22 protein-coding genes are annotated in these 21,172 nt (G+C 35.8%); 5 read left to right on the top strand and 17 right to left on the bottom strand.

Features of this window, described 5'->3' with window-relative positions; genetic code table 11:
• Positions 1-3: 3 nt before the first annotated feature.
• The 11 genes from IGI89_RS16470 to IGI89_RS16420 form a co-directional block, all read right to left on the bottom strand.
• Positions 4-1,461, bottom strand: coding sequence for an ATPase, T2SS/T4P/T4SS family (locus IGI89_RS16470; protein WP_438735887.1), 1,458 nt, complete (start codon positions 1,459-1,461; stop codon positions 4-6).
• Position 1,462: 1 nt separating this feature from the next.
• A complete protein-coding gene (locus tag IGI89_RS16465; RefSeq protein ID WP_005230799.1) occupies positions 1,463-1,849 on the bottom strand; it encodes a hypothetical protein in 387 nt (128 codons plus the stop codon).
• 62 nt (positions 1,850-1,911) lie between these two features.
• The gene (locus IGI89_RS16460) at positions 1,912-2,076 is read right to left on the bottom strand and encodes a hypothetical protein (RefSeq protein ID WP_228095318.1); all 165 of its coding nucleotides are present in this window, start codon (positions 2,074-2,076) and stop codon (positions 1,912-1,914) included.
• Between the two features lie 51 nt (positions 2,077-2,127).
• The gene (locus IGI89_RS16455) at positions 2,128-2,448 is read right to left on the bottom strand and encodes a hypothetical protein (RefSeq protein WP_005230796.1); all 321 of its coding nucleotides are present in this window, start codon (positions 2,446-2,448) and stop codon (positions 2,128-2,130) included.
• A 13-nt stretch (positions 2,449-2,461) separates the two neighbouring features.
• Positions 2,462-6,088 (bottom strand): MSCRAMM family protein, encoded by a 3,627-nt coding sequence (locus IGI89_RS16450; RefSeq protein ID WP_438735886.1) that lies wholly within the window; start codon positions 6,086-6,088, stop codon positions 2,462-2,464.
• Positions 6,089-6,180: 92 nt separating this feature from the next.
• Entirely contained in the window at positions 6,181-6,609 is a 429-nt protein-coding gene (locus tag IGI89_RS16445; protein WP_010749173.1) for a hypothetical protein, read from the bottom strand.
• Positions 6,610-6,868: 259 nt separating this feature from the next.
• Positions 6,869-7,243 carry a hypothetical protein gene (locus IGI89_RS16440; RefSeq protein WP_438735885.1) on the bottom strand — a complete coding sequence of 125 codons (375 nt, stop codon included), beginning with the start codon at positions 7,241-7,243 and terminating at the stop codon, positions 6,869-6,871.
• Between the two features lie 107 nt (positions 7,244-7,350).
• Positions 7,351-7,701 (bottom strand): hypothetical protein, encoded by a 351-nt coding sequence (locus IGI89_RS16435; protein WP_438735884.1) that lies wholly within the window; start codon positions 7,699-7,701, stop codon positions 7,351-7,353.
• Positions 7,702-7,936: 235 nt separating this feature from the next.
• Positions 7,937-8,227: a hypothetical protein gene (locus tag IGI89_RS16430; RefSeq protein ID WP_010749170.1), complete on the bottom strand. Its 291-nt coding sequence runs from the start codon at positions 8,225-8,227 to the stop codon at positions 7,937-7,939.
• A 34-nt stretch (positions 8,228-8,261) separates the two neighbouring features.
• Complete coding sequence (locus IGI89_RS16425; RefSeq protein ID WP_438735883.1) at positions 8,262-8,648, bottom strand: hypothetical protein; 387 nt, start codon at positions 8,646-8,648, stop codon at positions 8,262-8,264.
• A 1,041-nt stretch (positions 8,649-9,689) separates the two neighbouring features.
• On the bottom strand, positions 9,690-10,091 hold the full coding sequence (locus IGI89_RS16420) for a hypothetical protein (protein ID WP_054115557.1): 402 nt from the start codon (positions 10,089-10,091) through the stop codon (positions 9,690-9,692).
• Positions 10,092-10,760: 669 nt separating this feature from the next.
• Between IGI89_RS16420 and IGI89_RS16415 the strand changes: the two genes are divergently transcribed.
• Entirely contained in the window at positions 10,761-11,030 is a 270-nt protein-coding gene (locus IGI89_RS16415) for a helix-turn-helix domain-containing protein (protein ID WP_034872731.1), read from the top strand.
• 354 nt (positions 11,031-11,384) lie between these two features.
• Positions 11,385-12,329, top strand: coding sequence for a helix-turn-helix domain-containing protein (locus IGI89_RS16410; RefSeq protein WP_438735882.1), 945 nt, complete (start codon positions 11,385-11,387; stop codon positions 12,327-12,329).
• Positions 12,330-12,446: 117 nt separating this feature from the next.
• Here the strand turns inward: IGI89_RS16410 and IGI89_RS16405 are convergent, their stop codons facing one another.
• The 6 genes from IGI89_RS16405 to IGI89_RS16380 form a co-directional block, all read right to left on the bottom strand.
• Entirely contained in the window at positions 12,447-13,199 is a 753-nt protein-coding gene (locus tag IGI89_RS16405) for a DUF6973 domain-containing protein (RefSeq protein WP_438735881.1), read from the bottom strand.
• Between the two features lie 12 nt (positions 13,200-13,211).
• Positions 13,212-13,664 carry a hypothetical protein gene (locus tag IGI89_RS16400; protein WP_438735880.1) on the bottom strand — a complete coding sequence of 151 codons (453 nt, stop codon included), beginning with the start codon at positions 13,662-13,664 and terminating at the stop codon, positions 13,212-13,214.
• 299 nt (positions 13,665-13,963) lie between these two features.
• Positions 13,964-14,251 carry a type III secretion system protein PrgN gene (locus IGI89_RS16395; protein WP_086373500.1) on the bottom strand — a complete coding sequence of 96 codons (288 nt, stop codon included), beginning with the start codon at positions 14,249-14,251 and terminating at the stop codon, positions 13,964-13,966.
• Positions 14,252-14,388: 137 nt separating this feature from the next.
• Positions 14,389-15,888 (bottom strand): primase C-terminal domain-containing protein, encoded by a 1,500-nt coding sequence (locus IGI89_RS16390; protein WP_438735879.1) that lies wholly within the window; start codon positions 15,886-15,888, stop codon positions 14,389-14,391.
• A gap of 592 nt (positions 15,889-16,480) precedes the next feature.
• Entirely contained in the window at positions 16,481-16,906 is a 426-nt protein-coding gene (locus IGI89_RS16385) for a hypothetical protein (RefSeq protein WP_002337540.1), read from the bottom strand.
• Positions 16,907-16,922: 16 nt separating this feature from the next.
• Positions 16,923-17,735, bottom strand: coding sequence for a ParA family protein (locus IGI89_RS16380; RefSeq protein ID WP_317721335.1), 813 nt, complete (start codon positions 17,733-17,735; stop codon positions 16,923-16,925).
• A 596-nt stretch (positions 17,736-18,331) separates the two neighbouring features.
• On the opposite strand from IGI89_RS16380, the gene IGI89_RS16375 reads away from it, so the two are divergent.
• The 3 genes from IGI89_RS16375 to IGI89_RS16365 all read left to right on the top strand — a co-directional run bounded on the left by IGI89_RS16375 (position 18,332) and on the right by IGI89_RS16365 (position 20,880).
• Positions 18,332-19,711: a Y-family DNA polymerase gene (locus tag IGI89_RS16375; RefSeq protein ID WP_438735878.1), complete on the top strand. Its 1,380-nt coding sequence runs from the start codon at positions 18,332-18,334 to the stop codon at positions 19,709-19,711.
• Complete coding sequence (locus IGI89_RS16370) at positions 19,695-20,201, top strand: hypothetical protein (RefSeq protein WP_438735877.1); 507 nt, start codon at positions 19,695-19,697, stop codon at positions 20,199-20,201. Before IGI89_RS16375 ends, IGI89_RS16370 begins: the two co-directional genes overlap by 17 nt.
• Positions 20,202-20,292: 91 nt before the next feature.
• Complete coding sequence (locus tag IGI89_RS16365) at positions 20,293-20,880, top strand: SOS response-associated peptidase (RefSeq protein WP_438735913.1); 588 nt, start codon at positions 20,293-20,295, stop codon at positions 20,878-20,880.
• Positions 20,881-21,172 lie beyond the last annotated feature (292 nt).

Here is a 21,172-nt window from a genome sequence, read left to right as displayed (position 1 = left end):
TGACTAATTCTCATAAGCAGTTCCCGATTCATGGACAGCTGATTCTAAAAGAGCGGTCAATTCAGGCGATTTTTCAATCACTTCTTTATTTAATTCAGGAAAAGCAAAATCGATAAAATATTCTCCCATTCTGTCACAATAATCCTCAGATAACTTTCCAGTTGTCACGAAAAACTGTCCGTTTTTCAACGTCTGCTTAAACAACGTCGTCGTATGATCGGTAGCGTATTCTACGATCTCTGATAAATAGCGAATTTTTTGAAAGATAAGCTTCTCACGATCAATTTCAAGATAGGCAGTTTTAATATGAAAGCCGAAATCAACAAAGGTTAATACATCTTCTTCCACCGCAGTTTCATTGATTGCATAACCCATTCCCGACATGGTGACCAATCGACGTGGAAAGGAGCGACAATTTGGCCCGTGTAATGATGTAACTCCTCTGTGACCGGTTCTTGCGGCTTGGATCATTTCATACGCTTCAGGTCCCCTTGTTTCAGAAGGTACGATCCATTTGGGATAATTACGTAAAGAAGCACCTACCAGATCTGATATCGACACAATGCCACCTGTAACCAAAGAGTAAATGTCATTTTCCGGAAGTATGTGCTTTATGTGCGTTTCAGGCACGTCTTCAATCATGAAAATTCGATCTGTCTTAGGTATGAATGAGAGCATCAATTTCATAAATTCTGTTTTTCCTGATCCTGTTTCGCCGCCAACGATTGCCATACAGCCCGTTTTAGTGATTACTTTCAGAAAATCCAATACATAAGAAGGTGCAAAATCGGAGAAGTTTTCTGTTGTTAAAGCCAAACGATCACTAGACATTCGCAAGGAGAATGTTGTGCCAGCTGGACTAAGTACTTTGTGAATGGCGTTCAACCGAATTTTTCCTAATACGCTATCCAAAATAGGATCTGTCCGACTAAACGGCTTACCGGCCGCATCCGCAAATTTCTTAACGATCCGAAAAACTGCTTTTTCAGGATCTTTGATCTGAAGCTGTTCCGCAGAATAAAATCTTCTTTGTGTTGCACTTTCAACGGTTAAAAATGTTCCATTCCAGCCTATATCGGTAATGGTCGGATCCATTTTCATTAGTTGATCGATAAAACCAAGACCTACAATGGCGTCTACGACATATTCAGCTTTTTTTAAGCCTTTTTCTTCTTTTCCATAACGTTGTTCATCTTGAACAAGTTTTACTAACTGATTTCGAGCTTGCGAACTTTGAAAAGCACTCATGATTAAATCCGGATAATTTTTAACCATATCTTCCCTAACACCACTGACTTCTTCATCGGACGCCAATTTTTCTAGCACTCCTTCAATAGCTAATGGTGTAGACTCTACCTGCTTGAGCATTTGACGATTCAAAATCGTCTCGGTAATTTTTGCGCCCAAGTGGTTGTTTGCTCGATCGACTGCTTGCTTTTTTTCTTTTACTTGAATAACCATCTTATCCCCCTTCCGGTGTACTTAAGATACAGGTAGCTTCTTCAATTCCTCCGGCTGTTTCTACATAAGCACGAATGCCTTTGATCCCTTTCCCTTCAGGTTCATTCAAATAATTGAATGTTACTTTGACGGTTTCTTTCGAATAAACGGGCTGTTTCTTGACTATTTCAGTGAAATCTTTTTCAAAGTTCTTCGTATCTAAGTAGAATGATCCAGGCTCGATTCTTGCGGCGTTGTCTTTATTCGCAATGGCTGAAGATCTCAAAGCTTCTACTAAATTGAAGCTTTCAGTATCTCGTTTCAGAGAACCAGCGAAAAACCAAACAATCATAAATAGAAGGACAAATCCTAGAATAATGATCGTCAAGTGTTTAAAATACTGCGTCATAGTTTCTTCTCCTTTGAGAAAAGACAAAAGGCAAGAACCTTTGCATTCTTGCCTTTTGATCCTTATTTACCGATTGTCAATGTATTCAAGTAGCTCGTCACTTTTGCTAACATTGCATTGGCTTGTTCAGGTACATATTTCATTAAAAGTCCGCCTAAACTAACAACGATTACAAGCATGATACCTACACCTACGATTGTATTCATGTGATCTTCAATATTTTTCATACGTACACCTCCCTTCAAAACAGAACGTCGAGCGATATGCACTCACCATTCTTAATTTGTGATCATTGCTTTTATTTCATCAAAAAATTTGGTACAAACTGCAGCCAGTCCTGTTAAAAATACCATTACAGACTGAATCAGTTGATTATGTTGAATCGCAGAAGTTAAAGACACTGTAACGCCCCCAGCTCCTGAACCGAAATTTAAGAATGAAGAACTCGCCTGGTTTAACAGATCTAAAGGAACCCCTAAAAACTGTTTGAATAGAAACAGAAATAGAAACAATCCTAAAAATCGAAAGACGAGTTTCCGAATACTACTGTTGGATCTTTGAAACTCTGCACGAACGTTATAAACAGTGCTTCCATACATTTTGCCCAACTCCTTACTTTCCTCTTAGCCAAGTGATCTCTGCTTTTGACCATCCTTTTGGCACAGTCGTATCAGGATAAACCGGCGTGAGTAACAATTCATCTTCTTTCTTTGTTTTACTATCAATCGTCGCATACATGTTTGCGTAGACCGAAAGCGTTTGGTTCATCGATACTTGAATAAAGTTACGGCCAATCACATTCGATTGCAACGTCAGATTGTAGTCCCCTTTTTCTGCCCAAATCGGCAAATAAAACTTTCTTCCCCCATCAAGTAACTTATTCGCAATTTTTTTGGTTGGATTTTTTACTTGTTCTTGCGTATACAATGCACCCGTCTTCTCCTCTACGCTTATTTGAGGAAACTCAAATTTTGTAGAAGTAATAGCGGCAGTCGTTTGTTTCGCTACTTGATTGACTGTACGATCTAACGGGATTTGAATGTTCCCTTTTGATTCGACATACTGAAGATCTAAATAGGTATCGACTAGCTTCGTTGGAGAAGAAAGCGTAAACGAGAGTAATGGCGTATCTTGGCTCTCACTGCTGTAGATCGGTTCTAATGTGATTGGTAGTCCATAGCCCGTTTTGGACGAACGCTGTTCTTCAAAATCAAACTGAAGGTTCTCTTTCTTTTCTACATACGCTTTGGTTTTTCTCGTTGCTTCTGTTTGGCTCACTGCGCCATAGGAAAGCTTACCGCTTTTCAGATCCGCATTGGTGAGGACTTTTTCTGAAGCTGTATAGCCGAATGTTGAAAAATCGATCGTATCTGTTTCAGCCTTTACTTTGTCAGGATTTTTCAGTACCTGAAGGGAAAGAGAATACGGAACCTTCTCACCCTTAGTAAAGCCTGCAGTAGGCAAATCAACAACTAGGCTTGAAGCATAAGAACCAAGTGAAATATCTTTTGTAAAGACAGTTTTCTTCTGCTTTTGATCAGTTACAGTCAATCGATAAAGGACATTTTTCAATTCTTCTTCGTAACTCGCTGACTTAGAAAAAGTGATCGTCGCCTTCAAGCTGTCCGTCAATGACGCTTTGCCAGTCAATATTGAAACTTTCTCGGCATTGATCTCTAAAGACGGTAGATAATACGGGATCTCAAGGACAAGATCTTTGCCAGCAACGACCCCACTTCTAGTCACTTTCGAGCGGTAACGATTGCCTTTCACGTCGAATAGATCATCAAGCGGCTTATACTCGTACGACTCCCCATCGTATTTGGTCTCAACGACTTGTTTAAGCAGCGCTTTTTCTGTTTCTGTCACATGATTCACTGTCAGCTTGAATGCTGGTAAAGTAGTTGTAACAGCGTTTGACGTTGCAGTTAGCGTACCGGCTTTGACAAGACCATTTTTGGTTATGGTGATTGTTTGTTTTTCTTTCGCATCGATCACGCTGGAAAGTAGTTTCATCTTCGTTCGCAGCGTATAAGATTTCCCATAAAAAGAAGGTGTCGAGAGCGCAGAATCTTTCGCAACAGCTGTAACTTTATTTTCTGCAGTATTTTGCGTAATTGTGAATTGGCTTGTCACATCAATACCTTGAGCAAGTACTTGAACCGTAGAAATAGAAACTTTTGAAAAATCTACCTGGTCTTCAATCGAAAAGTTTGGTAAGAAACGAGATCCTAGTTTTTCTGCCGTACTTGTCGTTAAATCATATTGCAGAAAATCATCGGAAGCAGCTGACCAGGTACTGCTGGTTTTGCCTGTCTCATTCTTGTCTGATACCGTCTTTGAAGCACTTAATTTGTACTGATTGGTGATTGTTAATTTCACCGGCTTTGCTTCAGTCACATCTGCAGTAATGGTAAACGAGTAGTTTTTACTATCTGTTTCAAAACCAACCAATGGCGCTTTTTCCTTGAAATAATAGGATCCAAGCGTTAGATCCTTTACTTTCAGTTGGCCATTTGTATCGGTTTTTAGGTTATCTTGTAAAATGGATCCATCCGATTTGTATAGTGTAAATACCACACCATCTAACGACTTTTGATCGACGTCTGCGATTTTGGTAAGCTCTACAGCGCCTGCGAGTCGCTCGTTTGTCCAGGTCTTCGATACATTCGTATTTTCCCCTACCGTGATTGAAAACTCCGTTCCGTTTAACTTGTAACCTGAAGGAGCGGTTATTTCTTTTACTTTGACTACTGACCCAGCCTTTAATCGTTCTCCTAGCTTTGCCTTCCCATCCGTTCCTGATTTTACGTCTGTTGTCTTTCCATCATACGTAAAGCGGAAGGTCGCATTTGCTAACGGCTTATTCGTATCTGCATCTACTTTCAAAACATCCACTGTCCCTTTTCGCTTCACATTCACGGTTACGGAAGTTGAAACATAAAAAGAACCAGTGACCAGTTTTTGATACGAACCGTTCGCCCAGACAGTAGTGGGATATTTTTCGTTTGTTTTCGACCCTTTCACCATATTTACAGTGATTTTTGTCGCAGTGGATCCATTCGTATCAACGGTTAATTTATTGCCACTGATCGTCGCTTTTGCCCCGCCGCTGACGGATTCTACATAGAGGTTATGATCGCCCCAATTGTTTTTCACAGTAAAGGTTGCTTTTTCTCCTTCATAGACCGTCTTAGACGTTGCGTCCCATTGCGGACGTGTGCGGATCTGACCAGCTCGTGTAGTCATTTTGCTTTTCCAGTCCGTCACACCATCTTTGTGGTTCGGGGTAATGGTGATACTTTTTGGTTTTTCATTTGAATTTTCCCAAACAAGAATCTGTGCGGCCATCCAACGTTGCTTTCCAGCGTCGTTATTTGCCCAACCGCCTAATTCACGGTAAGAACTAATAATGGACGTGATCGTTTCTTTTTGAGAAGTACTCAAATAGCTGCTACCGGCATCCGTGTACGTCTTAGCTGCCGTAACCCCTGCTTGTAAACAAAACGCATCTTTTCCATCGATCGTCCGCCGAATCCCACGGTCTTCTGTATAAGAATATCCATTGCTACGAACAATATACATTAGCCAAGGATAACCAGAAGGCGGATTGATAGTTGTTTCAGATACTGTTTTTGATACCGAAGCTAATAAGGCAACTTTGCTTTCTTTCAGCATAGAAGGAACATCATTCAAGTTGTTCGTTTGATTGAGGATCTCTTCAGCATAAAAGAAACGTGTTTGCATCAAAATCTGTTCGGATTCCTCTAAATCTTTTGCTTTTGACAATTCTTCAGCAACTTGATCTTCTTCAATAAATGGAAGATCTTCACTATTGACTGCCGATTGCAGCGATTCAACATCATTTAGATCGATTTCATCAAAGTCTTTGATTTCTTGATCTGCCTGATCCGCTTTTTCTTGCCGTTTTTCATCAATCCCTACTTCAACAGCTGTAAAATCTCCTTCTGTTTTTTCAGCGATTTGTGGCGTATCTGAAGAAATCAGCTGTTCTTTGTCTGATTTGTCTGCTACCACATACAGTAAGCCATCAGCACCTTGAACAACGGTTGATGCCTGTTCTTTGTTTAAGGTCTCTTCCGATACTGCAGCCACTTCCTGATCCGTTTTAGCGGTATCTGTTTGTTCTTGTGCCAAAACATAAGGAAAGTTGGCCATAGCTAGAAGAGAAATGATCATCATTGAAAACGAAACGACGAGTTTGTGCTTCTTTTTCATTGGTACCTGTTCACATCCTCTCCTTCAAAATGGATTTTCGAAAAGGACGGTGGCGCTCGATTACGCATTCTTTGTTCCTTGGCCATATAAGATCATAGGCGGTCTCCTTCGTTTAAATAACTTTTTGAGTTCTTTATATTTAGCGTATGCAGCTCTTGTTTCGATATGTGTTGTTCTTGATCAACGATAAATAAAAAGTCGCCATTCGTGAAAATATCTTTTCCAGCGGCTTTTTGTTTCGTTTTATCTTTATCGATAACCACGTCTACATGATCCGTATTACCGTGTAATACTTGTTTCCCAGCGACCACTTGCACAACGGTCTTATAATTACTTTTCGTGATCAGTGAAACTTCGTCAATTTCAAAAATACTTTGGCGATCGACCAAGCCATTATTAATAATTTCTGCCAGCTTATTCACGCTCAAGCGAATATACTGTAATGCTTCACCGTTTCCTGTAAAACTTAGGGAAACCTCCTTTCCTACGGTTAAATACAAGGTTTTCTTTTCAGCATCCATCTATTTCTGCCCTCCCTTCACTCATTTTTTATCTATCATTTATGGACTGCGACAGACGTTTTTCATACGCTTCCTCCTTCTTGAGCATTAAAAAAAGCTTGAGATTGGATTCTCAAGCTTACTCTTCTTATTCTGTTAAACAGCTAAACCAAATTAGTTGATTTACTGTCTTGTTTACTTATAATAAATAAGGACATAATAGTTTGTTTGGTCTTTCTAGCGGAAACTAGGGAGACTTTTTTAATTCTTTCAAACAAGGTCAAAACCGATCCCAATCATCTAATGCACGTTGATCTGGCGATAATCCGGCTAATTTTTCATTGTAACTATCAACAAGAATTTTGTGTTTCAAAGCCTTCAAACTATCGATTTTGCTTGATAGTTCTGCCCTTATTATTAGCCTATCCTCGTTCAGATCCATCAACTGTGCGTTGATTCGATGAGTCATTATCTCAATTTCCTGTAGAGTGTGTTTCTTGAAAGAATGATCATAGTAACAATTTTTTAGTAAGGACTCTTGATTTTCTTTTGATAGGTATTGGTCAATATCTTCCAAATTGGACATTTTCTCATATAGATATAGCCCACATAAACATATAGTAAATGCTACTATCATATAGACAATACTATTCATATTGACCTCCTTTAATTGATTTAACAATATTGGTAGATAGTGGACGTTTCTATCAGAAAATGGAAGCTATATCTTTTCTTGGTCATTCGCATTTCTCCATCTTTTGTTCAACCCCAAAATAGGTAAAGTTTTTCAGAATCTGCTAAATCCATAATCGTGTCTAAAAAGTTTTCAATTTTTTCTTTAGATTCTAGGCTTAATCCTAAGCTTTGTGATTGAACTTGCAGTTTGTTTTTTGCATTTTTCACATTTGAAAGGGTTGTTGTTCCATCGTAATCTAATCCTTCCCAATCTTCTTCTTTCACATCAGCAGTTGATTCTAAAGTAATTTTTAAAAGGGAAAGTAGAATGTCGTTTTTTTTACTCCCGTAATGAGAGTGAAATTGAGCGAAGCAGTCGAATGATTTTTCACACCACTTTTCTTTGTTTCCACTATATACAAGTAAATCAAATCCCATAAAAATCCTCCTTGATTACGACAGAATGTAGAGCAACCGCAATGTGGACAATCGTTAATTGGTAAAGTCACTTTTTGTCCCCTTCTTTCTATTGGAATAATATTTTACCTTACTTTTCTTTTCCCAAAGAACATCATATTTCGACATATCTTTGGTAACGTAGTAATGATATTTCATTTTAAGACGTATCCAGTAATATCGGATCATCACTCTGCCTCCTATTCCAATATTTATGTCATCTATTAATGGCGAAATTTAAAAGCAATTTCGCTACTATAATTGCAACAGGAATAGATAATAAAGTTATAGATATTCTCCACCACATATTTTTATAATAAAAAATCTCAATTTCATCTTTTACAATCGCAGCTCTTTTTCCGTACGGTAATGTTCTCTTGTTCTCAACCGATAGACCTTTTTTATTAATTAAGAATTCTACGACTTTTCCACTTGCAAAATATACGACAGGTGGAAAACCTATTAAAACTAGTAATGATATTATTGAGAGTAGAATTTTAATAACCATATCCCCCATTCCATTATTTCTGTCAACTACAAACTCAAGCTTTTTCTAAACCATTAGAATATTTAACTAGTATTTCAAAAACACCTAAACGAGTAGATTCTATGGCTCTTTTTCCTGACTTCAAATCAGCAATCGTAGTCCTAGATATTCCTGTGTCCTTAACTATCTCCTTGATAGCCGTTACTTCCAGATAGTGATTCACTTTTTCTTTCTGTACTTCAAGAGAGTTAAATTTCTTCTCAAGTTCATAAAACGCAGAACTTGCTTCCGCTAATTCCCTGAATGAATTATCGTAACTTTCAGAACTTTTTTCTAAAAAATGTTGAATTTCTTCTTCGTTCACTGTTTCCGGATAATAACTAACTGGGTTTTCTATTGTTACATTTGTCTTTCCCAAAAAGAAGGTTTCTTTGTTCATCATTCTGCCACTCATCTTATTTAAAGTCTGTCAATTAATGACTTCCCCTTCCTTCCAAGAAAAGGATCCTCTTCGAACAGTAGCGTTGTCTAGCTTTTGCTGCTCTTCTTGTTTTAATCTAATCTGCTTGTCACGCCATGTCTCTTTAAATACACTTGGATTAGTTTTTCTCATTCTTTTCAGTTGATTCGTCTTCAGAATATTTCCCTCCTGCTTCAGTTTTATATTTGATATAGACAAGAAGTAATTTCAAATTTTCCGCTTTTCTAGGAGAATCTTGATCTGCAAAACGCTAATTAAAAGCCAAATTATTGCAGTTATTGCAATAAGCCACTTGATTAAAACAAACGATATAACCAACCCTTGTGTGCCGAATAAAAATAATGTACCCAAGATTCCAATACCAAATAAAGTTGTTATTACAATCAGCGTCGACAATAATCGGCTTTTCAACTTATCCATTTTTCTAATTTTATTCGTGATCTTGATTAATTCAGAGACTTTCACTTTTTATCACCTTTTAGAAAATGATGTTGAAGTAGCGTTGATCGCAGCGAACGTGAAAGTGAAAATGAAGATAAATACAGCAACCTTCAGCAATCCCATACTAACTTTAAACATCATCTTCAAGAAAAACTTTCCAACTGCCAATAACTTATTTGTCTTCGTCATAACTTCCACTCCCTTTTTAAAATTTATTATTAACCAATTAAACATCTTTTGTTTACCAGATTCGAAAATAGAACAAAATAAAAGTCGCAGATTTTTACAACCGGAGAAATCTAACTCCTATGAAGGCCGGATATTCGCTCGCACACGTGCGGTCTTGGCAAATCCTTCAATGTTTTTGGCTCACCAGTTCATTGTATTCCTGGTTACTCTAAACCCCTTAGTAGCCATGCTGTTTAGTTTAGAGGGGCGTTCTAATACCCAATTCATTTATTCAATTAGTTCTCGATACTCGTTCGTTATCAACTCATATCAAGAGATTTTGCTAGAAACTAGCAAACAAAAGATGTTTAATTACTTTTTGTTCCAATTCTTTTATGCTCTTTTGCGCTCCTGGTACCAATAATTTTGAATCATTTCTTCGTATTCCTTTTCTTCTATCGCAGTGATCAAGGCATACACTTCTAACGCTCGTTCCGCTCGATGATTCCGGACTTTGAAATATTTGTTTTCCCGTGTCGTTATCAGACGACCATTTGAATTTAACCGTTGAGCAATGACTCTTTCCTTTTGATCAAAAAGAAGTTTGATTTGTGGAAAGATCGTTTCCGTTTTGGCAGCCCCGAAAAATATTTTTTTTGGCTTTCCTTTTTCAAAAAGAGTCGTATAGCGATAGGCATTTTCCCCTTCGATCATCCAATGCTGCGTGTTAAATAGTTGTACCGTTGTTTTGATTCTTGCTAGATCTTTAACGTATACTGCTAACCCTTTTGTCATTGTCATTCCTCATTTCCTAGATCATACTTACATAAAAGCAAACAAAAAGGAGGTAAATTCACGAGAACATGAATTTACCTCCTAAGAATCGCAGTCTCTTCAACGAAAATAACAGATGGCGTCAAAAATGATGATTTGGCCTATCATACACCTAGATCAACTGTAGAAGAAACTAAAGATCAAACATACATTTTTCAATAATACATTGAATCAGAAGTTTCTTTCTACAATCATTATCTGTTATAATTACATCGTTGTAGAGAAGCTACGACGCAAAGGAGCTCAATCCGTTCAGGTGTTGCATCACTTGATTGGAAACCGAGGTTTATCAATGACTCCTGCATGAGTTGGCGCTCTTGCAGTGACGAGATTTACTTCGGGGGCTCCTTTTTGTTTGGCTTCGTACAAGTATGTCAAACAAAAATATTGTTTTATTTTTATGTGTAAAACATAGCATAAGAAATTTATTTTGACAACAATTTATTTTTTCAATCTAAAATAACATCCTTGTCTCTTCTTCTACTATCGGTCATTTTAACTAAGTATTTAAGTTATTACATCAACAATACTATATTTCACTTTCACATTAATATTATACCATTTTGTTTGTATATAGACAAACATTTTTTTGCTTTATATGGTATTTTCAAAAATAAAAAGGCTAAATTAATGACTAATGAAGAGTACACAAATATTAAATATCATCTAGCTAAAGCGATCAAAGAAGCTAGACTCAAACATCAATATACAATAAGGGATTTAGCTGAAATTGCGGATATTAATTACTCGTATCTTTCAACAATCGAAAACAATCGCATTGAAAAACCTTCGATGTATGTCTATCTGACATTGTTTGAAATACTTGAGATTCCAATTACGGAGCTATTCAGTGAAATTGAAAATATGCCGCCATTTAATCGCTACCCACCTGAAAGCTAGTTTCTAACTAGCTTTTTTTGTTTGGATTGAAAAGAGTGAAATTGTAAGCATTGAAAATGTATTGTTACCGCCGGCGTGTTTTTTTAATGATCATGTTTACAAAATCACTCTAAAATAGACTTTAAAACTTTATTTCACAAATAATTTTAGCGTGTACCAATTTGCACATCACGTGTTTGAACACTACCTGAACCAGCAAATAAAAATAAGATCCAATCTAAACTCATAGGTGTTTTCCTCCGATACTTTAATAGTGTAAATTTACAAGTCAAATAGTACCACTTGGTAAAATTTTTACAACAAAAAATTAAGAAATTGCGGATTCCGCAATTTCTTATGGAGGTTTAATGAGCTGTGAATGAGGATTCTATCATTTTAGTGCAAATAATCGAGGATTTGAGAAAAAGTCGTGGATTATCTCAGAAGGAATTAGTTGATACGATTCTTAGTGAAAGTTCGTATGTAAGAATAAAAAAAGGTAAAAGTGAATTTCCGATATATATACTTGTGCCACTAGCAAAAAAATTGAATGCCAGGATTGAAGATATCTTAGATCTCTATTATCGAAGTGAAAATCATGAATACAAAAACCTTTTCAAGCGATACAATATTGTCACTGATACACATGATATAGCTGAAGCAATTATTCTCTATGAAGACCTGGTAAAATATCAAAAAAACAGTTTGATGCTAACCAGAATGCGATTGCTGTTAGAGAAGTATTTTGCGAATGATACCAGACAAATACCTGAAATAGATACTCTTGAAGTCCAGGCATTAATGAATCAAATATTAGTCACAAATCATCTGACTTCTTACGATCTTCAATTCTTTGCAGATTTTATGACCTTGCTATCAATGGATCAGCTTCAGATTGTAAGTAAAAAATTAATAGCAGTAGACTTCAATGTTATGGACTCTTTTAATCACTTCTACAAAAAGTATTATCCAATCTGCTTAGGAAACCTATCCGATTGCTTAATGGATTTGGGTTATTTCGAAGAATCCAAGCAACCTTTAGATAAATTAATAGCTACAGCAGATCATGTTGACTCCATTGAACTGAAAATGTGGGCGCAATACTTAGAGAATGTTCTAGCCATCTACACGGAAAATCAGAATAATGAAAAACAAAAAAAGCTAAGCAAATTGAATCAGATTGTTACTAATTGGCACAACTTATTACCCTCAAGTCGTTTGGTAGAAGGGCTACATGGCGGTTTCCAACGTCTATCTGACAGAAACGGTGATCGTCCAAACAATATTCATATTCCACCTGTATACATTTTAAAACCATAAGAAAAAGCCTAGTATTCTTTGCTGGGCTTTTTTTATGTATTTAAAACTGAAGTTTCCTATTTTCCCAAATCATCAATACAAAAAAAGAAGAGATACTATTCATCTCTTCTCGAAAAACTATCTTGCTTTAGTTGTAGCAACTACTTTGTTATTTACAATTCTTCTACAACTTCCTGCATCAACTTTTGCTAAAGCCTTCTTCTCCAAATCCTTTGATGAATATTTCTTATTTACAATCGATCTACCAACATTATTATTGAAAAGATCCATCTGCTTTTCATTAGCTGGCTGATTTTTATTCTCCTCGTGAGCATCTGCCCATCTTTTCGCATTTGTTTTACCGTTAGAAGGATTGAAACTTGATCCATATCCAGCTAACATCGTTGCCATCTCAGCATTCCAATAAGTATGTCTAAAAGCATCTCCGTTTCCATTATGCAACCCGTTTTTATATAGTGCATTTGTCCTTTTTGTAGCCAAACTAGAAGCAGTATACACTTGTGCTGCTTGCGCAGGATATGATTTGACAAGTTTTTTCTCCGCACTATTCAAATTCTCGTAGGCAGATGGCAGGTATCTTGCTGTTACCCTATAGCTTTTTGACTCATACATCTCATTGTATAACTTAATCATATATAAGTTTTGATCATCTTCAGATAAATCTTTAAATGCTTCATCTGAGCTCGAAATTTCATAAGCTTTAACAAAGTCATCAATTGTTAAACTATCTATTACTTCATCGCTTAGACTCTCATTCGATATTGTTTCTGATACTGATTCATCTGTTGTAATCTCATCTGCATATGCATTGATACTACTTGATACTGAAATACCAAAGAATAAAACTAACGTTAAAAATATTTTTTTCATTTTTAGTTCTCCTTATTTTTGGAAAATCAATTGTTTTTCTATTTTGTTCATACCATCATCATAGTTGCAATCTAATACTATTTTACCCGTTGATTCGTCAAAACTAGCTACTTTTACCAATAAAGAAAAGTTTTTAGTATTGCTATCAACATATCCAGTAACTGTTTGCTCTTCTCCATAAATGGTAACTGAAATAGAACTCTCACCACTTATACTAGCTTCCTCTATTGGTTTATTCGTAGACTTTATCGAATTACTTTCATAAAGAACTTCTGAATCATTCAAATAATTTCTTGCTATTGTAATAGGAACTTCTATGGCACCTTTATTATTTTCAATAAAAATGCCTGTTTTACCATTATTTTTCAGGAAAAATAGTGTACCGAGTACTACCAAAACTGTGCAAGATAAAACAATCGTCAATACTTTCCTTTTTGATTTTTTCATGTCTTTCAGTAAATTCAAAAAATGAATCTACTGTTCCCCCTTTCTAACTCAAGTATATTTTAGTAATAGGATATTGTGAATATTTATTTTATCGATATTTTAAACATAGACAAGATATAATATTATTTAAATTATACAAGATTGCTGTTTTAAATAACCCTTACAAAAATGTAATAATATTACCTTTCACAAATAAATACAGATACTTGAACCTTCCCAAAAAAGTAAACTGACAAAATCATTTATTAAGTTACATTGCCTATATCACTTAACGAACACGTAAAAAACTAAAATACAACGAAGAATGATCGACATAACTAATTAATTTGTTCTTTTTCTTTTTTTGGATTGATACTCTTTAAGAACTTCTCCTCCAATACCAATAAATGACGATAAACATCATCCATCGACCAGCCTGAAGAAAGACTAAGACAATATAAAAAATCACAAGGTAATGTTTTTACTGCACGGTTTCTTGTTACCCAGCTTGCTACTGTACTCTGCTTATATCCATGCAACTCACAAAATTGCTCTACTGTCATACCTAACCGCGAAATAATAAATACATTGATCGGGTAGGGATATACAAAGGTATTGATACTCATAGTCAGAAAGACCTCCCACCATATTATTACGTTTGCGATAATAGTACTACTCTTTCTTAAGACCAGCAAGCAAGGCGGAGAAAAAAGAAGGAACGTATTATAGATATAATGTAATAGGCAATTTGCACCTTTTAGTTTCAACCTGTATCGATCATGAACAGATCTGTTTGTACGCCGATCTTATTGGGTTCTATCAAGCGTTTCAGTGCTGTCTGGATAAACGTGTATTCTCTTCCAAAAGCTTCTGAGATCGCAGCGAAATAAGCCCCCTGACTTTCTTTTTTTAGCCGGATAACGGAGCGCATCAATCCATGTATCGAAGCTAGCATAATACCTCCATTACGACCAGCACGAACACGAAAATGAATTTTGTTCTCTTCTCTTAACTGCTTCAGTACTTTGTCCAGGGAGCGTTTTGGGATCTTTAAACGTTCAGTTAAATCTTTTTTTGTAGAAATAATGTATGGTTGTTCTTCATAGGATTGCTCATTCAAATAGGACAGTAGATCTTCTGCCCATTCATGACTATGTGAATACTTGCGAACAGCTCTTTCTTTCTTGAATTTCCACCAACCCCGTTTTTTGTTGAATAGCTGCTCTTCAGAAAGATTGACATCGACCCACTCTTGGCATAATAGGACAATTTTTTCTCTGTGCGCTGCTTGATATTTTCCGGAGTAAGCGGAACGAATGATTCTGGTTAATTCTCGATCAGATAAAGGGTTAGCCAAGCGGTCATTGAATTCTAACATCGTCAATTCACAAGCTTCTACTTCGTATCCTGACGAAAAGTATGCCAAAGACAAGGTGAATATGACATTATTTCGACCATATACGCCCTTTTCACCTTGGATTTTTTGACTTTTTAGCAACAGCTGGAACCAGGGTTCATCTACTTGACGAAATTCTTGAGTAGATGGTAATACAAAAACGTTCTTGATCTCCGCTTTTTTGTCCGCATCTTCTCTCATTGACCAGTCGATCCATTCTTCGAAACTATAACGATACTGTGGTTCAAAGAATAAAACATTCTCTTCAGAAGGCATTCTTGTGATCCCAAAATGATTGGCATTTACATCGACAGGAAACCGATAATCATTTGAAAATTTATTCCTTAGATTTTTTGAGATCATTTTGGCCACATTGATCACTTTAAAATTTGATTTCTTCGTCACGTATGCAGGCTTGTCTAGTACATAGAAAGCTTGAAATCCATGCGGTGTACGTAGAATCATTGTAGGCATAAAGCCGATCTCGTGACTGGCCAAGATAATTTCTCCATAGTCAAAGTTTGGATCCAATGTGTCAAAATCAACAAAGAATGTATTGATTTGACGTAAATTGTCCTCCGAATGACCTTTCGTAAACATTCTGGCTTCATCAGCATACGTTCCATAGCGAAATACATTTGGTGTCCAATGAGTGAATCGATTATTGTTTTCGATCACCCCTTCTTCTGAAGTGATCACTAGTCCAATCCCCTCGATCATGTGTTCCTTTGAACGGTACGCAAAAATAGCCCCCTTCCCCGACTGATCACTAAAAGAGACCGGTTTTAAGTGGCTGTTTTTATATTTAAACTTACGGATACCATTTTGTAATACCGTCGAATATACGACATCCAAAGAAACTGCCATGACTGTTATTCCTTCCTAAACAAAAAGAGAACACAAATAATCTTAAAGATTTGTGTTCTCTCAATGGCTTAGAAGTCTCAAAGGAATGACAAAATAAGCGTATATATATTGAGTTGCTCGTCAAAAAATGGTAAAATAAACCTATAGGTTCGGATTGGTAGTCCGAATAGATTTATTCAAATCACATAAGTGGTTTCCAGCCACTTACATAATTTCCATGAGACGAGCGAGAACACATAGTTGTTGTATGTGATTCAGATGAAGAAGTGAGGCCAAATTCACTTTTTTATCCGTCTCTTTTTTATATGTATTATTTATTTGAATATAACAAAACAGTTAAATTTGTACAAGAAGAATTTTTTATAAAGTATAAGTTATACTTAAATAAACCTCATATAAGTTATACCTAATTAGACATTATTGTATATCTTATACTTTAAATTACTAGAACAGGCAATAAAACAATACCCTTAAAATAAGCTTTCTCTGGTAACAAATATTTTTTAATACCAAAACATAAAGTATAAGTTATACTTTATGTTTTGGTAATCAATAATAACTTATACTTTTATTGTTGAATGACTTGAAAAAATTAAAGCTTATCAAATGCATCTTTTATTTCTTCTCTCAAGTGTTCCTCTTTCGCCACACCTAATTTTTGCGTAATATACGCTTCCGATAAAGTGTCAATAAGTTTTTCAAAGGTAATCCTCCCCTGCACTGATTGAAGTTCCTCAACGTAGTCTTGTAGTACGTTGAGTTTTGACTCCAAAGCAGGAGATATTTTTTTTGGTTTTGTAACTTTAAATCGTTCATCTGTAATTTCTATAGGACGTCCTCGTTTTTTACTTGCTGCTGAAGTAGTCGCTTTTGGTTTCTTATTCATCAAAGAAGAGTGTCCAAATTCGTTTTCTCCTCTAATTGATACAGATTTTTTCTTTTTTATTCCTGGTTGTAAGAGACCAGCATATTCTGTATCAACTTTGGTATCAACATTAAATTCTTTCCTTTCACTCATATTCTTTCCCTCCTAGCTATTCTTCAAATATCTTTCTGCGTGATTCAAGTTCGGCAAGTATTTTTATAAACGGTTCATGTGCCCTATAATCCCATTGATCATAATTTCCGTTTCGATACTTTTTCAAAGATATTCCTTCTCTTGAATAACGTTTTAGTCGTTTTTGGAAATTAACAATATTCTTCGATACAGCGGATCCGTATAAATCTATAGCCTCGCTCAATACACTTTTATCTAAATCATCGTCTGGTTCAAGCATGCATGCAATTATAGAAATCACTTCAAGGTCAATATCGTAGTTGTTAATCATAAATTTTTGATACCCAACATATTTTCCAATTCCATCTAACGATTCCTCTTGTGTTTGAAAAGCTATTATACTGTAATCAGATGCCGCCATAGCATTATCTGAATATGCACTAATAGTTGGAGGCACATCAATAAAAATAGTCTCATAATTCTCTTTAATAGGTCCCAATAATTTTTCTAAAACCATGATTTGTTCTTTCTCATCTTCGAAGTTAGCAATAACATAGTTAGAAAACGATCTAAAACTTGTATCACATGCAATTAAATCTAGATTTTCCATAATCGGCGTTATACAAATTGAAAGGTCTTCTTCGTTGATCCCATCTACTATTGTTTTATCAATATGATCTAAGTCAACAGTTCTTGCTAATATTTGTGAAGCGTTGGCTTGCGGATCGATATCTATTACCAGTGTTTTTTTCTTATTTACTACAGCATTATCAAAAGCTAGCATTGTAACTATCTTGGTTTTTCCTACTCCACCTTTAAAGTTCCCGACTGTATAAGTAGTTGCTGTCATATTTTTACCTACTTTCTTTTATCTTTATTTAAAGTATAACTTATATATTTATTTTAATCAATATTTACTTTATACTTTATATGTCGATAAAAAGTATAAGTTATACTAAAAATATTTAATATATCTTCTATATTTCATTTAATAGCAGATCCATACTACAAATCCCTTGAATTACTGTTCTGGCTGACATAAAAAATCAGTCTGATAAAATTTCAGAATAACATTTATAGTATAAGTTATACTAAAATAAACGTATATCTTATACTTTATTATTTAATGTATAAGATATACTAAATATACTAAATATATTTGCTATATTTCATTTAATAGAAGATATGTACTACAAATCCCTTAAATTAGTGTTCTGACTGACGTAAAAATCTTTCTGATAAAATTTCAGAATAACGTTTATGGTATAAGTTATACTAAAAAAACGTATATCTTATACTTTATTATTTAATGTATAAGATATACTATAATTTATCAGCAAATAATTTATGATCCTGTTTTTAATCATTTAATTTCCTTGACTAAGAAAACGAACGTGTGTTCTAATATGTATATAAAACGTATCTTTTTTGAAAAGGGGATTTAGCATGGTTATGCAGTTTGGCGTAAATCCAAAGTTTGATTACACGAAAGAACCTTCAAGGGATATTCTTTGTATCGACTGTAAATCATTTTATGCATCCGTAGAATGTGTAGAAAGAGGTCTAAGTCCTTTAAAGACAAAGTTAGTTGTCATGTCCTATCCTTCGTACGATCCTTCTCAGCGGGGAAGTGGTTTAATCCTGGCATCGAGTCCGGCCGCAAAAAAAGCCTATGGAATTTCTAATGTCAGTCGATCACGAGATCTTCCTTTTCCGTATCCGGAAGACCTCGTGATTGCACCACCGAGGATGGCACTGTATATGAGAAAGAACATGGAGATCAACAATATTTACAAGAAGTATGCTGACGAGCAAAATCATTCCGTATATAGCATTGATGAGAGCTTTGTGGATGTCACAGACTCATTAAGGCTGTTCGGTGCAAAGGACGCAAGAGAGCTGGCGAGAATGATTCAAACAGACGTTTATCGACAAACTGGAATTTTCACAACGATCGGTATAGGTGACAATCCGCTCTTGGCCAAGTTCGCACTAGACCTCGAAAGCAAAAAAAATTCAGATATGAAAGCAGAATGGCGTTATGAAGACGTACAGCAAAAGCTTTGGTCTGTAGAAAACATTACAGACGTTTGGGGGATAGGACGTCGGACAGCAATCAGACTGAACAGAATGGGCATATTTACTATGCATGATCTGGCACACGCAAATTATTATCAGCTGAAGCAAAATTTTGGCGTCTTAGGTACTCAACTGTATGCACACAGCTGGGGCATCGATCGATCATTCTTAGGTCAGAAATACAAAGTGAAATCTAAGTCGATAGGGAACAGTCAGGTCTTAAATCGGGACTATACACGTCGAAAAGAAATAGAAATTGTAATCAAAGAAATGGCCGATCAAGTAGCAACTAGGTTACGCCGTACAGGAGCGAAAGCTGAAGTCGTTTCTTTGTGGATTGGCTTTTCAATGGGCTACGTCGATCAATCAGTAAGTCGAGGATTTCACCAGCAAATGAAGGTGCCAGCAACTAATAGCAGCAAGCAAATAGCAAACTACTTACTGCAAATATTTAATCATCATTACAAGTACCAAGACATTCGAAACGTGGGAGTAAACTGTTCAAAGCTCGTTTATTCTAATGCGCTACAGCTTGATCTCTTTGAAGATCCGGACGAACAAGTGAAAGACTTAAAAATCGATTATGTAGTAGATACTATACGCAAAAAATTCGGGTTTAAATCGATCGTTCATGCAAATAGCATAATGGAAGGTGGACGTGCGATCGCTCGCAGCAGCCTTGTCGGAGGGCATGCAGGCGGTATGTCTGGACTTGAAGGTGCTGAAAGTCATGGTAAAACGTACTAAGAAAACATTTACGGACTATAATCAATACAGAGACCGGCCATTTGGATTGAAGTGGGCAACGGCTTATGCCATGGATGATTTGATGAAAGGCGTTTTAGAAAATGAAGCCTGGGCAACGAAAGAAGTTGTTGGCTTGGAGTTAATGAATCGTGAGGAGATCGACACAACACTTTCAGAGTCTTTCCTTTATCATAAACCTATAACGCTGCAGTTAAACACTAAAGACGAATTTGGGCGATTTTTGGATCCTGTCGAAGGACAATTTCTAGGTGAAGCATATGAAGATTATTTTGTACTCAATGAACAAGCGATCTATTGGACAGATGTCCGACACGTATCCATAAAAAAAGAAGAAAAATGGTTCAAAGTTGATTATTTCCAGGACGGAGAATCTTCTCGCAACAAACAAAAGAAAAAAGCGAGTAAAATAGAAAAAGAGATTGAGTTAATCAAAAATGAGTATTATCAGGACTTTGCAGACGACGATTGAAGATCATTGTCCATCATTTGACTTTGAAATTGCCTTAGAATGGCTCTCTGACACACGTTTTTTAAACAGATTAGAAAAGGAGAGGGAGAATATGTGTGGAAGATATTTTTTTGATTTATCTTCAGAAGAACTAAAAAGCTACTATGATCACGTTGTTTTAAATGCTGCCAGTAAGCAAGTCCGAGTTGGATATAATGAAATTTTTCCTTCAAATCATGTGGTTACACTTGGCCTTAATAAAGATTCACAAATTGTTCCTGGCGTTACCAAGTGGGGATTCCAAGGATTCAAAAAAGGCCAGCTCATGATCAATGCACGGGCGGAAACAGTAGAAGAAAAAAAGACATTTTCCAAGCCTTTTAAAGAGAGTCGCTGCGTGTTTCCAATGACCGGATTTTATGAGTGGGATCAAGAAAAAAATAAGATCCTTTTCTCAGATGAAGAAACTGAAGTAATGTATGTTGCTGGCTTCTATCGAATTCATAAAACTGGTGCTGGATTCGAAACAGAATCAATTATCATGACAACAAAGCCAAATAAAACTGTACAACCTATACATGACCGCATGCCCTTAATTTTAAAGAAGAAACAGATCAAGGATTGGATTGTTGATTTAGAATTTGCAAGGAATTACTTAATATCAACTGTGACCGATTTAAAGTGGTGTATAGCTGGATGATATTCTTATGAGAAAAACGAATAACATCAAAGAAAAAGCCATTCACTTTACAAAGTGAATGGCTTTTATTAATTAAGTCTTTAGCGATTTAAGTTTACAGTTATCTTTGATGTATATACAATATTGATATAGAAAAATCTCTGCTTTTTAAGAATATCATTACACATAAATTAACTTACAATGTGAAAAAAACAAATAGCTTGACTTTTAACACGAAAGTGTGTTATAATCAAGAAAGGTAGTCATATAAATACGAGAACAATGTGCCGCAATTATTATGTTAAATACAAAC

Source organism: Enterococcus sp. AZ141 (assembly GCF_051714385.1).
GTDB lineage: Bacteria > Bacillota > Bacilli > Lactobacillales > Enterococcaceae > Enterococcus_D > Enterococcus_D entomosocium.
This window is presented reverse-complemented; position numbering and strand designations above follow the sequence as displayed.

Coding starts and splice junctions, on each gene's coding strand:
- IGI89_RS16425 (WP_438735883.1), bottom strand. CDS start 8,648: ATGATGAACAAAGAAACCTTCTTTTTGGGAAAGACAAATGTAACAATA.
- IGI89_RS16395 (WP_086373500.1), bottom strand. CDS start 14,251: ATGAGTATCAATACCTTTGTATATCCCTACCCGATCAATGTATTTATT.
- IGI89_RS16420 (WP_054115557.1), bottom strand. CDS start 10,091: ATGACAAAAGGGTTAGCAGTATACGTTAAAGATCTAGCAAGAATCAAA.
- IGI89_RS16365 (WP_438735913.1), top strand. CDS start 20,293: ATGTGTGGAAGATATTTTTTTGATTTATCTTCAGAAGAACTAAAAAGC.
- IGI89_RS16415 (WP_034872731.1), top strand. CDS start 10,761: ATGACTAATGAAGAGTACACAAATATTAAATATCATCTAGCTAAAGCG.
- IGI89_RS16375 (WP_438735878.1), top strand. CDS start 18,332: ATGGTTATGCAGTTTGGCGTAAATCCAAAGTTTGATTACACGAAAGAA.
- IGI89_RS16455 (WP_005230796.1), bottom strand. CDS start 2,448: ATGTATGGAAGCACTGTTTATAACGTTCGTGCAGAGTTTCAAAGATCC.
- IGI89_RS16450 (WP_438735886.1), bottom strand. CDS start 6,088: ATGAAAAAGAAGCACAAACTCGTCGTTTCGTTTTCAATGATGATCATT.
- IGI89_RS16470 (WP_438735887.1), bottom strand. CDS start 1,461: ATGGTTATTCAAGTAAAAGAAAAAAAGCAAGCAGTCGATCGAGCAAAC.
- IGI89_RS16460 (WP_228095318.1), bottom strand. CDS start 2,076: ATGAAAAATATTGAAGATCACATGAATACAATCGTAGGTGTAGGTATC.
- IGI89_RS16370 (WP_438735877.1), top strand. CDS start 19,695: ATGGTAAAACGTACTAAGAAAACATTTACGGACTATAATCAATACAGA.
- IGI89_RS16465 (WP_005230799.1), bottom strand. CDS start 1,849: ATGACGCAGTATTTTAAACACTTGACGATCATTATTCTAGGATTTGTC.
- IGI89_RS16390 (WP_438735879.1), bottom strand. CDS start 15,888: ATGGCAGTTTCTTTGGATGTCGTATATTCGACGGTATTACAAAATGGT.
- IGI89_RS16435 (WP_438735884.1), bottom strand. CDS start 7,701: ATGGGATTTGATTTACTTGTATATAGTGGAAACAAAGAAAAGTGGTGT.
- IGI89_RS16430 (WP_010749170.1), bottom strand. CDS start 8,227: ATGGTTATTAAAATTCTACTCTCAATAATATCATTACTAGTTTTAATA.
- IGI89_RS16380 (WP_317721335.1), bottom strand. CDS start 17,735: ATGACAGCAACTACTTATACAGTCGGGAACTTTAAAGGTGGAGTAGGA.
- IGI89_RS16445 (WP_010749173.1), bottom strand. CDS start 6,609: ATGGATGCTGAAAAGAAAACCTTGTATTTAACCGTAGGAAAGGAGGTT.
- IGI89_RS16440 (WP_438735885.1), bottom strand. CDS start 7,243: ATGAATAGTATTGTCTATATGATAGTAGCATTTACTATATGTTTATGT.
- IGI89_RS16385 (WP_002337540.1), bottom strand. CDS start 16,906: ATGAGTGAAAGGAAAGAATTTAATGTTGATACCAAAGTTGATACAGAA.
- IGI89_RS16405 (WP_438735881.1), bottom strand. CDS start 13,199: ATGAAAAAAATATTTTTAACGTTAGTTTTATTCTTTGGTATTTCAGTA.